The organism is Succinimonas amylolytica DSM 2873 (assembly GCF_000378405.1).
Taxonomy (GTDB): Bacteria; Pseudomonadota; Gammaproteobacteria; order Enterobacterales; family Succinivibrionaceae; genus Succinimonas; species Succinimonas amylolytica.
Map to the genome: position 1 here is coordinate 1,109,478 of NZ_KB899636.1, position 12,755 is coordinate 1,122,232.

Below are 12,755 nucleotides of genomic sequence, written 5' to 3' on the forward strand. Positions count from 1 at the left end.
TTATTCGGAATGTTAAGCTGTGTATGCATGATCAGTGTATCGAAATGATCGCACAGACTGGAGGTGCCTCCGGAGTGAAAATGGTAAAATAGGTCTGATATGCTTCTGCAGTTCTTGGTGTTTTTTAAAGAGTCTGGCTGCCGAAAACGAAGGTGCACAGAGTACTGCGACGGATTTATAATTGTCCTCTGAGATGTGTTTGAGTAGTCCCCCTCAGATGGTGTAGATATTTCCGGCACGTTGTTTTTGAAAGTCTGTTTTTTTTTATGATGGTGATTGTCTGTCCCCGAGCCTGGGGAGAGATTACAGGATAAGAATTTTTAATGGAATTTCTGCTTGCTCTTGCGGCTTTTCTGACTGGGCTTGCCGTTCTGGTGTGGAGTGCCGACAGGTTTGTGGACGGGGCTTCCGGGACTGCTGTATGTCTTAGGATTCCGGTTCTCATTATCGGAATGGTTATCGTTGGTTTTGGTACTTCGGCTCCGGAACTTCTGGTTTCGGCACTGGCCGCTCTTGACAGCAAGCCGGAGCTTTCCATCGGAAACGCCTATGGCTCGAATATTGCCAATATTGCTCTTATTCTGGGAGTGACGGCACTGTTTTCTCCGGTGCTGGTAAGACGAACAGTCCTGAAAAGAGAGATGCCGGTTTTGCTTTTGGGGACACTGCTGTCCCTGGTGCTGCTTTGGGATCTGGAGGTTTCCCGTGCCGATTCTGTGCTCCTGCTGCTGTTTTTTGCGGTTGTCATGACCGTTTCTGTGCTGATTGCCGTCAAAAAAAGAGGACTGGGACCGGCATTGGATACCGAAAGCGGCAGTCGTCCTCCGGAATCTCCTGCGCCGTCTCTCGGAAAATCGCTGTTCTGGCTGATAACGGGACTGGTGGTGCTTATCGTCTCCTCCAAGATGCTGGTATGGGGGGCAGTGGAGATGGCAGCCATTCTGGGAATAAGCGATATCATTGTCGGTCTTACTGTGGTGGCGGGAGGCACTTCGGCACCGGAGCTGGCCTCCTCCATTATTGCGGCCAAAAAAGGACAGGACGATCTTGCCGTGGGCAATGTTGTGGGTTCTAATCTTTTCAATACTCTGGCGGTGGTTGGTGTGGCGGGGGTTATTCAGCCTTTTTCCATTACTCCTGATGTGATATACCGTGATATGCTTTTGATGACGCTGCTTACATTGGGCGTGTATGTTTTCGGATATTCCCGGGGCGGTGACGGCAGGATTTCCCGGAAAGAAGGCATCGTTCTGACACTGATATATGCCATTTACACAGCATTCCTGATTTGTATGGCCTTTTACGGTCAGTCATGATGTTTTTCATTTTTGGGAAGACATGGTTTTCGGAAACAGTTTTACAGGATCTCAGAACTGATGCAGGACAGTTATCAGAAACACTATCGCAACATCCGTGACTATCCGCGTTTCCAGGGGCGGAAGGGGGCGGTTCCCTTTCTGCCCATGAGCCGGAAGGAGATGGATGACCTTGGCTGGGATTCCTGCGACATCATTCTGGTTTCCGGGGACGCCTATGTGGATCATCCCAGCTTCTGCACGGCTATTATTGGCAGATATCTGGAGGCCTTCGGTTTTCGGGTGGGGGTGATTTCCCAGCCGGACTGGCACAGCCGGGATGCTTTTATGGTTCTGGGAAGGCCCCGGCTGTTTTTCGGGGTTACTGCCGGAAATATGGATTCCATGATCAATCACTATACCGCTGAGAGACGGATTCGCAGTGATGATGCCTATACTCCCGGCAATGTGGCCGGCAGGAGGCCGGATCGGGCCACAGTGGTGTACACCCAGCGGATCAAGGAGGCTTTTCGGGGAATCCCGGTGGTTCTGGGAGGGATTGAGGCATCTCTCAGACGTTTTGCTCATTATGACTATTGGTCTGATACGGTGAAGAATTCTGTACTCCCGGATTCCAAGGCGGATATTCTGGTATACGGAAACGGCGAGCGTCCTATCATTGAGATTGCCTGGAGACTTTCGCTTGGTGAGGACATTAAAAGTCTCACGGATATCAGGGGAACTGCCGTGATGCGGGGAGAAATCCCTCCGGACTTTATCGGTATTGATTCCAGAAAACCTGAAGCCGGTATTCCGATTCCGCCTCGCAAAAATCCCTACTGCGATTACTGCGCCGGCGGTCACCGCGATTCCGCAGTATCCTCTGCAAATGATTCGGATAACTCTTCGGAAGCCCCGGTGCCGGAGGCTCCCTCCCCGGTTTTGGCGGGGGCAGATCCTGATTATGATGCCATTCCTCGCAAATATGTGCTGATGCCGTCAGCCGAGGATGTAAAAAAGGATCGGCTGCTGTATGCTCAGGCGGCTCATCTTATGCTTCTGGAGACCAATCCATTCTGTGCCAGGTGCCTGGTTCAGGCACACGGCAGCCGTTATGTATGGGTGAATCCGCCTTCTTTTCCGCTGACCGCTCCGGAATATGACTTTGTGTACGAACTTCCGTACCGGAGAGTTCCTCATCCCGCCTACCGGGGGGAGCGGATCCCGGCCTATGAAATGATAAAGGATTCGGTGTCCATCATGAGAGGGTGTTTCGGAGGCTGCAGCTTTTGTTCCATAACCGCGCATGAGGGAAAGATTATTCAGAGCCGTTCCGAGGAATCAGTGGTTCACGAGGTGGCGGCGGTGCGGGACAATACTCCGGGATTCAGAGGAGTGCTGTCGGATCTGGGCGGGCCTTCTGCCAATATGTACCGGCTGGGATGCAGCGATCCCAGGGCGCAGGCCTCCTGCCGGCGACCTTCCTGCCTGTATCCGGAGCCGTGCCGGAAGCTGAATACGGATCATGGCCCTCTGATACAGCTTTATAGGCGAATTCGCAGTCTGCCCTATATCAGGAAGGTATTTATTGCCTCCGGTGTCAGGATTGATCTGGCACTCCGGGATCCGGAATATATCAGGGAGCTGGCGTTTCATCACGTTGGAGGTCTTCTGAAAATCGCTCCCGAACATACTGAGCCTGAGGTGCTTTCCCGGATGCTGAAGCCTGCCATATCAGGCTATGACGAATTTAAGAGGCTTTTTGACGAATTTTCCCGGGAGGCCGGAAAAAAGCAGTATCTGATACCTTATTTCATGTCCTCGCATCCCGGTTCTGATTTGGAGTCCATGATCCGGCTGGCGCTGTGGCTTAAGAAGCGCGGTTTTGAGCTGGATCAGGTGCAGAACTACATTCCGACCCCAATGGCCGGAGCTGCGGTCATGTATTATACCGGGCTGAATCCGTACGAAAGACTGAAAGCCCAGGATAACAGCACGGTTTTTGTGGCCAGGGGGGATATCGCCAGAAAGAGACAGAAGGCAATTCTGAGATACCATGATCCGGATAATTTTCCGGTTATCAGGGAAGTGCTTCGGGAACTTGGTCTGGAGCGGCTTATAGGTACAGGCCCTGAGGCTCTGGTTCCGCCTCCGGGGGGAGATGTCCGGAACAATTCCGGTCATCCCCGGTATGGTTTTGCCGGGGATCGCGACCGAGTCTCCGGCCGTGGTGAACATCAGTCCCCCGGGGCCTCCGGAAGCCGGGGAGATCGGAACCGAAATGGCGGGAATTCCTACCGAACCGGCAGAACCGGGGAAGGGAACCGGGGCAGGAGAGGCGCGAAGCCTGGGGAAAGCGGCAGTAGCGACGGCAGAGAAAAGCAGCGTAAGAAAGGAAACAGATGAAATACAGCGACGGCAGAGTAATGCATATCGGGGATGTGGTGCTGTTCCGGCAGAAGATGCTGGGAACGGTGCAGGCAGTGCTGGATATGCGGGAGTTTTCTCCGGTAATGGATCCCTCGGAGTTTTCGGGAATCGAGACGGGGCTTATGGTAGAATTTCATGATGGAAGTGCGCTGTTTTTTGAGGAAACTCCCGGGGAGCTTCTGCTTCTCAAAAGAAATGACTCCTATGCTGAAGAGGTCAGAGAAAGCATCAGACGACGGATGTCCGGCACCGGGGAGAATCCGTTTTCAGAAGCGGAGCTGTAGCGGAAACGGCGTCAATTTACTGGAACAAGACGATGAAAGCTTTTGGAAAAATACTGATACTGCTCTTGGCACTGGTTGTGGTGGCCGGGCTTCCTGGATGCAAAAAGCACGGAAAGAAGGTGGCGGATGAACCAGAGGATGAAACACTTCTGGGGATTGATGCCGATCATGACGGGATCCGGGATAATGTCATGGCCAAAATGAAGAAGGATTTCTACATGATTGCCCCTGATGAAATGAAGGTGCTGGAACAGAATGCCCGGGTGTTTCAGGAAATCCTGGAGACCAGACCGGAGGATCGTACTGGAATACTGCTGGCCCGGGGACACCTGGATGATGCCTTTAACTGTGGCATTACGGTTTATGGTGAAGAACTTAATTATGACAACTTTTCGGTAATGCTGACACAGCTCCGCCAGTGGTATTTTGATAACCCTAAAAGAAAGGCCGCCCACCAGGAATTTCTTCTCAGAAGCCGGGAGTATATGTACCAGCCTCTGAATCTTGAAGGTAACAACACCTGTGAATTTGAGCTGTCTCCCGAGACCCTGAGGCTTATCGAAATAAGGACGGAAATTAAAAAACAGAAGGAAGCCCGAAAAGCTGTGAATAATTCGTGATGGTGCTTACAGGGCGGATTCATGAAAGGTGCATTTTTTGAAAACAGGGATGAAAACACAAGGATAACTTTATGCATTATGAAATTTTGAGTCAGGATACCTTTCCGATGCTACAGGTGTCGCTGGAGCAGGGAGAGAAGATTTGCTGCGAACGCGGAGCCATGATTTCTATGTCCCAGGGGCTGGAACTTGAGGGGACCGTCAAGGGGGGATTGGTCGGAGGCCTTGTCCGCAAGTTTTTCACCAACGAGTCGTTTTTCACTCAAAGCATTACTGCTTCGAGAAATGCCGGTGTTGCCTGTGTGGGAGCTGGAGATCAGGGAAGCATTCTGGCCCTTGGTGTTACTCCGTCAAGGGGGCTTCTGGTTCAGAAGGGATCATATCTGGCAAGCACTCCGGAGGTGGAGATCGGCACCCGGATGCAGGGTATTATTAAAGGGCTGACCTCGAAGGAAGGTTTTTTCCTTATCAGACTTTCCGGAACCGGAACGGCGTTTCTGACATCAAGAGGCGCAGCGCATCGCTTTGATCTGGAGCCTGGAGAGGTGCTGACGGTGGATAACGGCCATCTTCTGGCCTGGGATGAGGGGCTTTCCTACACCATGACCAAGGCTGCGGGATTTATTTCCAGTGTAACCTCCGGGGAAGGGCTGGTATGCAAGTTTACAGGTCCGGGAACTCTTTATATTCATACCATGAAGTATTCATCGGTTGAAAGGGAGAAGCGGGGCTGTCTGGGCTTGCTGTTAAATATAGTCTGATAATAAAGTCCCGCGCTGCCAAACCGGAATTATTGCTGATTCCGGTTTACAGATTCTGGCAGCATTCGGCTTTCCTGATTTTTTTCAGCTGCCTTTTTCTGTTTCTGGCAGAACTGCGCCTATCTGGTTTTATGTAAAAATCGAGAGGTCTGTACTTCAGAAATTTGCATTTTGCTGCAATAAAGCTCATTGTTTTGTATGAAATTTTGTGTAACAGGTATTATTCCAGTTACATAAGCAGTGAAACAGATGATCAGGATCGGTATATTTATCATGTAAAATTGTTTAACAGCGATCTTTTTCTTATAATGTGAAAAGGTTTTCGTTATAAGGCTGATGTTGATGAAAATTCGAGATTCTGGACAAACTGCCAAGAGAGTATTAAAGAAAGTTTTTTCCAGGCTGAGTATAAAGAATATCTCGCTCCTCTACCGGATATATATATCATTTGCCATTATTGTTCTGGGATTTGCTGTAAGTTTCGGACTGACAAGTCTTTATCAGATTGATATTAACAGTTCTTTTACTGCCGTGGAGCAGGAAGCCAGTCCTATCGGTATCAGTTCCCACACGTTGCAGACTTCTCTTCTGGCGGCTAATCAGGCATTGTTTCGCATTATCGGATCCCAGACTCCTGAGGAGGTGGATAATCTGACAAACGGATTTCGGGGGGCCAGGGTGCAGCTTGAGGCCGATCTTGAGGTTTTGGAAGATCTGGTGGACAGCAGTTCTGTGATCCATAAGTCCTCTCCGGAAATTCTGGAACGGGTAAAGTCGCTTCATAGGTCGGTGCATGAATATCTTGATGTAACCGAAGAGATTCCGACAAGCAGGCGCAAATACCTGGAGCATCAGGCAAAGATCAATAAGGCTCAGACTGCAACGCAGGGACTGATAAACCTCATGACGCTGGAAATCGATCGTACAGCCGAAGCTACAGGCGACGACTTTGTTAGAAACATTGTGGTTTACATGAATCCAATTCGTATCGGAATTGAGAATCAGCTTTACGATGCCTTCAAGCTCAGCTCCTCCAAGAAGATCAAGGAAATCTATGACAGGATGCCGATACAGTTTGATATGTTTATGGAAAAAGTTCAGGAACTTGACGGTGAGGTTCCGGGGACTATTGATAATATTAAAAACGGGTATCTGGATCCCTTTAAACGGGATATCATGGAGCCTAAGGGAGTGCTCTACCAGACTTACGAGCTGGCTCTGGAGGGTGAAAATCTGGATGTGGTTATCGACAAGGGTATCAAAATAATTCAGAGCACTGAGGAAAACCTGATAGTCCTTCAGAACAATTCCCGTGATTTTACTCTTAAGGCATCCCAGAAGGTGCATACCAACATCAATCTTGCCATGTTTACCTTTTTGGTGGGGTTTATCGTTATTATGCTGGTGGTGTTCCTGGTGTGCGTTAATCTTGCGGTCAGCATTAAAAAGCCAATGTACCATCTCATAGGGGTGATGGAGTCTTCAGCTGAGGGCGATCTTACAGCCAGCTACACCTTTGAGGGAGAGAATGAATTCGGCAGAATAGGGCAGGGACTCAACAGCCTAATCGAAAAGAACCGCAATCTTCTGAAAACCCTGTCTGAAATGGTCAAACAGCTTAATGACACTTCATCCCGGAATACCAAGATTGTCAGTGAAGCCAAGGATGCGATTGAAGTGCAGCGACGCGAGGCCACTATGGTGGCAACAGCAACCCATGAACTGGAAAACACCATCAGGATGGTAGAGGATTCCTCCAAGCAGACTCTCAGTGAAGTTATCAATGCCGGCAAGGTGTCTGATGAAGGCCGGAAGATTATGAGCCAGAACATTACTACCACTCACAAGCTGGACAAGAAACTAAAGGAAACCACTGAGAGCATTACCAGGGTTAATGAAATGGGGAAACGCATAAGTTCCGTGATTTCCATAATCCGCGGTATTGCCGAACAGACCAATCTTCTGGCACTGAATGCAGCCATCGAAGCGGCCAGAGCCGGCGAGCAGGGCCGGGGTTTTGCGGTGGTTGCCGATGAGGTACGAACTCTGGCCAATAAGACCAGTGATTCCACTAAACAGATAACCGGAGTTATCGAAGAGCTTCAGAGGACCATCATTCAGGCTGTGAATACCATTGCCACCTGCGATGAGGAAATGAACGCTTCTCTGGAACAGTCTTCCCGGGCTAACAGTGCCATTGAGGAAATCATGGGCTGTATTACCACCATTGATGAAATGAGCTCCCAGATAGTGGAGTCCACCCATGAGCAGTCCCAGGCTATTAAGGAGATCAGCAAGAACATTGTCCGGATAAGCTCGCTTTCTGATGAAAATGCCGAGAACATGGAGGTTATTAAGAAATCCTGCGATGATCTGGATAGCATTGCCGGAGTGCAGTCGGGGATTATCAGGAAGTACAAGATCTGATATTGCAGAAATTCGATGGATCCCGGAATAGTTCCGGGATTTTTTTATTTTCTGCTTCCATGGCTGTGATTGCCGTCAGAGGTCTTTAAGGAAAGGGCCGGGGGAATCTGCAATCTTTTGTTCAGTTTTGCGGCGGGCTTTGCTAATATAGTCAGGTTTTATGCGGAGGTATCGGAAAGGTCTTCCGGATCCGGTTTTCAGACGAACAGGAGGTATTTCTATGGAGCAGCTCAGACTTTCAAAACGGACCAGGAGTTCTGGGGTTATCAATCTTCCCGGTTCCAAGAGCGTGTCTAACAGAACCCTTCTGCTGGCGGCTCTGGCGTCGGGCACTACCAGAATTACTAATCTTCTCAGAAGTGACGATACTGAACGAATGCTGGAATCCCTAAAGACTCTGGGGGTTCCGGTTGCTATTCAGAATGATGGTACTGCATGTACAGTAACGGGACTGGGGAGAACCTTTAAGGCGGATGTGCCCATGAAGCTTTTTCTGGGAAATGCAGGAACTGCCATGAGACCGCTGGTGGCAGTGCTGGCATCATCCCGGGGGAATTTTGAGATGACCGGGGAACCTCGAATGGAGGAACGTCCCCTGGGGCCGCTTCTGGAGGCACTGCGGTCTGCCGGTGCTGATATTGTCTGTCTTAAGAATGAGGGGTATCCGCCCCTGAGAATTACGGGAAGGGAGCTATCAGGCGGTGATCTGGAGATAGACGGCACCGTTTCCAGTCAGTTTATTACCGCGGTACTGATGGCCGCCCCTTTGATGCGGAACGCAGTGACTCTTAAAATTCGGGGAGAACTGATTTCAAAGCCCTATATAGACATTACTATTGATCTTATGAAAAAATTCGGGGTTTTGGTTGAAAATCGCGATTATCGGGAATTTTATATTGCTTCCGGACAGCATTATGTGTCGCCGGGAGAGCTTCTGGTAGAGGGAGATGCTTCCGGTGCTTCCTATTTCCTTGCTATGGGAGCTATTGCGGGCAGGGTGCGGGTAACCGGTGTCGGCCGGGATTCGGTGCAGGGAGATGTAGCGTTTACCAGAGTGCTTCAGGCGATGGGAGCCGAGGTTACCGTGGGAAACGGCTATATAGAATGTTCCTCCCGGGGGCGGCTCCACGGTATTGATATGGATATGAACGATATTCCGGATGCTGCTATGACGGCTGTACCGCTGGCCCTGTATGCCGACTCTCCCACCGTGATCCGCAATGTCGGATCCTGGAGGGTAAAGGAAACTGACAGACTGGATGCTATGGCCCGGGAGCTTCAGAAGCTGGGAATAAGTTCCGAAACCGGAGCAGACTGGATTCGGATCTGTCCCGGCCCATTGAAGTCCGGGGTTGCCATTGACACCTACCGGGATCACAGGATGGCCATGTGCTTTTCCTTGGCAGCATTTCTGACAGAGGTGGTCATTAATGATCCTGGCTGTGTGGCCAAGACTTTTCCGGATTATTTTGAAAGGTTTAACGAGGTAGCGAAGTAACTGCTTATTCTGTGAAACCTGCGGGGCGCTGATAAGCATTGGAAAAAGTCCCCAAAAAAAGAACCCTGCCTGGAGATTATCCGGACAGGGATTTTTTCAGATTCGCGCAAACTTCGGTAAGAACGGGGAGTTAGTTTTCCGTATCGGATCCCGAACAGTTATTGTTTTTGGAATTCTGATTTGTTCTGACGGCAGAGCTGGGATTATGCTCCCGGATAACGGTTTCCAGAAATTTTCTAAACTCTGCGCCGATTTTAGGATGTCTGGAAGCATATTCGATATTTGCTTCCATATATCCCAGCTTGTTGCCGCAGTCCCAGCTTTTGCCGCATAGACAGTAGCCGGCAATCTTTTCCTGACGCAGCAAAAGCCTCAGTGTATCGGTAAGCTGCAGTTCTCCTCCGGCACCTAGCGGGGTTTCCCGGAACAGGGGCCAGATATTGCCGGAAAGCACATAGCGCCCTACAACGGCCATGTTTGAAGGGGACTGTTCCGGCCGCGGTTTCTCCACCATGTCAGTGATGTCGAAGGTGCTCCCGGGTGTAGCATTGTCCAGATTCTGATTGGAGGCCACGATGCCGTAGCTTCCGGTCTGTTCATGGGGAACCTTTTCGACCATGATCTGGCTGATTCCGGTGCTCTCGAAATTCTTAACCATTTCGGCCAGGTTGTCCCTGCCGGGATTTGAAGTGAATTCGTCAATAAGGACATCCGGCAGGAGAATGGCGAAGGGCCCGTCATCCACCAGATCCCGGGCGCAGAGTATGGCATCTGCAAGCCCCCGGGCTTCTCCCTGTCTTACATGCATGATGGTGACATCTGCGGGGATGATGCTCTGGATTTCCTGGAGCAGCTGGCGCTTTACACGTTTCTCCAGAGTGGCCTCCAGCTCAAATGACTTGTCAAAGTGGTTTTCGATGGCATTTTTGGAGGAATGGGTAACCAGAATTATATTCTTGATTCCGGCACTGACAGCCTCATTGACAACGTACTGAATCAGAGGCTTGTCGACAATAGGCAGCATTTCCTTGGGAATGGCCTTGGTGGCCGGGAGCATCCGGGTGCCGAGTCCGGCAACTGGAATGATGGCCTTCCTAATTTTCATCAGAAGCTACTCCCGTTCATTTTTGCTGTTATCTTGAAGGGCTTGACAATGCCGGTTCCCTCTTTGTAAACCCCCTCCAGCCAGTAGGGATCCTGCGATGCCCATTCTCTGGCAGCCTCCAGGGACTCAAAGCTGGCAATAATGGCAGATCCCGTAAAGCCGTATTCACCAGGATCCTCGGAATCTACTGCCGGATTCGGGCCGGCAAGCAGAAGCCGGTTTTCGGCTATAAGCTGTTTCAGTCTGGCAATATGAGCAGGTCTGGCCCTGGTTCGTTTTTCGAGAGAATTTTCAATATCCTCGGCATAGATTAAATACCACATGAGAAATACCTTGAATTTATGATGCTGTAAAAATGAACTATCACGGTGGAAAGTATAAACTATTCCCTGTTTCGTTGCAGAAAATTATGCTTTTTCCAGCAGTGTTTAACAGTACTGTCCGAAAGAAAAATGATACCAGAACGTATTGTAATGACTGGTTTTGTTCTGCTATTTGCCGTTTTTCCGATCTTCGCTGTTTTCCGGGCCGGAAGGTATCTGTTTACCGGTCATGCTTTCCATCAGTCTTTCTAGCTGGGCCTTCTCAGAGGAATCAAGCCTGCTGTACATCCAGAAGAAAAGGATCATGGTGAATATGACGTTAAGGATGGCGTTACCGTAGGTCTTGTAGTTCACCCAAATTTCTTCGGCAGCGGCGGGAGTTATGCCACTGAACAGATCCGGAAGACGGAATGCCAGTACGTAGTTAAGGCCGGCGCAAAACAGGAGAAAGACTGCTGTGGCCAGAGTTGCTTTACGCCAGACGGAATCCGGGATGGGATTCCTGACTCCTGAGATCACGGATGCAATATCTTTTTTGAAGCCGAACTGAATAACAAGAAAGGTCACAGCCAGGATGATGTTTACTGCCGATACCTTGTATTTAATAAAATCCGTATCGTTGAAAATAATGGTCGGCAAGGCAAAAATCAGAAGGGCGCAGATGAAAATTATCTGGAAGCGGCTCATGGTTCGGTACATGAAATAATAAGCCGTCATGGCAATGCCGCTGGATATGAGAAGAGCCCAGGTTGCTGTAATAAGATCGTTTCCAGCCAGCTTATAGGTCAGAAAAAAGCATAATGCCGGCAGGATGTTAAGGATGTTTTTCATGTAGGGATATCTCCTGGAGTTTTTCCGTCCGGCCGCGGAAACCGGAGCGGCCGTCAGTTTAGCATAAAACGTCTGCTGTTATCCATGGCTTTGAACCAGGGCTGGTTCTATTTTCGGAAGGAGGAGGGAGGTTTTCGGGAACCCGCCTATGAGCCGCATTCTTTCAGGGGGATTTCACCAGGAACGGCTTGAAATAATCACGAAAAAACAGGTCATAACAGCAAGGAATGTCTGTTTGAGACAAAACTGCAAGCTGTACCTCTGTCCCTTGAGCTCATGCTGGATACATATGAATATCCGAGGTTCAGGAATATCAGCCGGTTCCGGTATGATATAATCCGGTGCTGTATTGATAACGGGAGGATTACTTAATTTCAGCCTCCTAAGCGGACAGATTACAACCCAGTCGCATAATACTGGCAGACTGGAGGTTTGTTTAGATCTTCTGTTGGCAAACTGATTAATGTCGGTATATGCGGAGCTTTGAATATTCTCAGAGAATTTCTGAACCTCTCAAAGGGATTCAGTGTTTTTTCTGTGATACAGAAAATGACTGGCAGCGGTCTCTGTGTTCAGTCCTTACCGGAAACGGTGATGAAGGAATGTTGTGATTACTGCAGGTTAACAGCAGATCTGTTTGATATTTTTTGATAAAGCTGCCTCCCCGCCGGCTGGCGGTGATAATCGGAGCTGCAAGTCAGTCGGTGTTAATATCTTTGTACGCAGTGTTATCCAGAACAGGTCGTCATTGATAAAATTCTGGTGTTGCAGTAGCAAATCCGAAGCCAGAGGAGCTGTGAAATGAGAATCCTTCGCCGGGCACTCTCCTGTAAAATGCTGATTTGGGGGTGGTTACCCCTTTTTATATCCCTGGGATTACTGTCCGGTGCTTTTGTATATTCCAGTATTGATGAACTGGACTATTCCCCCATCAATAACAGATCCCATGTTCTCTATGCCCGTGACGGCACAGTTCTCGGCTATTCCCTTTCGTCAGACAGTGATTCCTACCGTTTTTATACCAAAGCGGAAGAGGTGAGTCCTCTGTACCTTAAAATGCTTCTGGCCAGTGAGGACCGAAATTTTGTATTAGGTCTTAAACCTTCTTTTTATGGCTTCGGGGATTCTTGACAAAAGTGCTGGTGAATCCGTACCATATCGCACACAAAAATCGGGATGTG

At 49.4% G+C, this 12,755-nt stretch carries 11 protein-coding genes; 8 read left to right on the plus strand and 3 right to left on the minus strand.

Features of this window, described 5'->3' with window-relative positions; genetic code table 11:
• The first annotated feature begins 323 nt into the window (after positions 1-323).
• From F557_RS0104980 to aroA, 7 genes are all read left to right on the plus strand, one after another.
• Complete coding sequence (locus tag F557_RS0104980) at positions 324-1,316, plus strand: calcium/sodium antiporter (protein WP_019001142.1); 993 nt, start codon at positions 324-326, stop codon at positions 1,314-1,316.
• A 60-nt stretch (positions 1,317-1,376) separates the two neighbouring features.
• The gene (locus F557_RS0104985; RefSeq protein ID WP_019001143.1) at positions 1,377-3,701 is read left to right on the plus strand and encodes a YgiQ family radical SAM protein; all 2,325 of its coding nucleotides are present in this window, start codon (positions 1,377-1,379) and stop codon (positions 3,699-3,701) included.
• Complete coding sequence (locus tag F557_RS0104990) at positions 3,698-4,009, plus strand: hypothetical protein (RefSeq protein ID WP_019001144.1); 312 nt, start codon at positions 3,698-3,700, stop codon at positions 4,007-4,009. The genes F557_RS0104985 and F557_RS0104990 overlap by 4 nt, the downstream gene beginning before the upstream one ends.
• A gap of 32 nt (positions 4,010-4,041) precedes the next feature.
• Positions 4,042-4,629, plus strand: coding sequence for a hypothetical protein (locus F557_RS0104995; protein ID WP_019001145.1), 588 nt, complete (start codon positions 4,042-4,044; stop codon positions 4,627-4,629).
• A gap of 71 nt (positions 4,630-4,700) precedes the next feature.
• Positions 4,701-5,390: a TIGR00266 family protein gene (locus tag F557_RS0105000; RefSeq protein WP_019001146.1), complete on the plus strand. Its 690-nt coding sequence runs from the start codon at positions 4,701-4,703 to the stop codon at positions 5,388-5,390.
• Between the two features lie 342 nt (positions 5,391-5,732).
• Positions 5,733-7,817, plus strand: a complete 2,085-nt coding sequence (locus F557_RS0105010) for a methyl-accepting chemotaxis protein (RefSeq protein ID WP_019001148.1) — start codon at positions 5,733-5,735, stop codon at positions 7,815-7,817.
• 220 nt (positions 7,818-8,037) lie between these two features.
• Positions 8,038-9,315: a 3-phosphoshikimate 1-carboxyvinyltransferase gene (gene aroA / locus F557_RS0105015; protein ID WP_019001149.1), complete on the plus strand. Its 1,278-nt coding sequence runs from the start codon at positions 8,038-8,040 to the stop codon at positions 9,313-9,315.
• Between the two features lie 130 nt (positions 9,316-9,445).
• Here aroA and galU read toward each other — a convergent pair whose 3' ends face one another.
• From galU to F557_RS0105030, 3 genes are all read right to left on the minus strand, one after another.
• Positions 9,446-10,420, minus strand: a complete 975-nt coding sequence (galU, locus tag F557_RS0105020; protein ID WP_019001150.1) for a UTP--glucose-1-phosphate uridylyltransferase GalU — start codon at positions 10,418-10,420, stop codon at positions 9,446-9,448.
• A complete protein-coding gene (locus F557_RS0105025; protein WP_019001151.1) occupies positions 10,420-10,743 on the minus strand; it encodes a YciI family protein in 324 nt (107 codons plus the stop codon). The genes galU and F557_RS0105025 overlap by 1 nt, the downstream gene beginning before the upstream one ends.
• A 168-nt stretch (positions 10,744-10,911) precedes the next feature.
• Positions 10,912-11,574 carry a septation protein IspZ gene (locus tag F557_RS0105030; protein ID WP_019001152.1) on the minus strand — a complete coding sequence of 221 codons (663 nt, stop codon included), beginning with the start codon at positions 11,572-11,574 and terminating at the stop codon, positions 10,912-10,914.
• Positions 11,575-12,375: 801 nt separating this feature from the next.
• Here F557_RS0105030 and F557_RS0105040 point away from each other — a divergent pair.
• On the plus strand, positions 12,376-12,705 hold the full coding sequence (locus F557_RS0105040; RefSeq protein WP_019001154.1) for a hypothetical protein: 330 nt from the start codon (positions 12,376-12,378) through the stop codon (positions 12,703-12,705).
• The last annotated feature ends 50 nt before the right edge of the window (positions 12,706-12,755 follow it).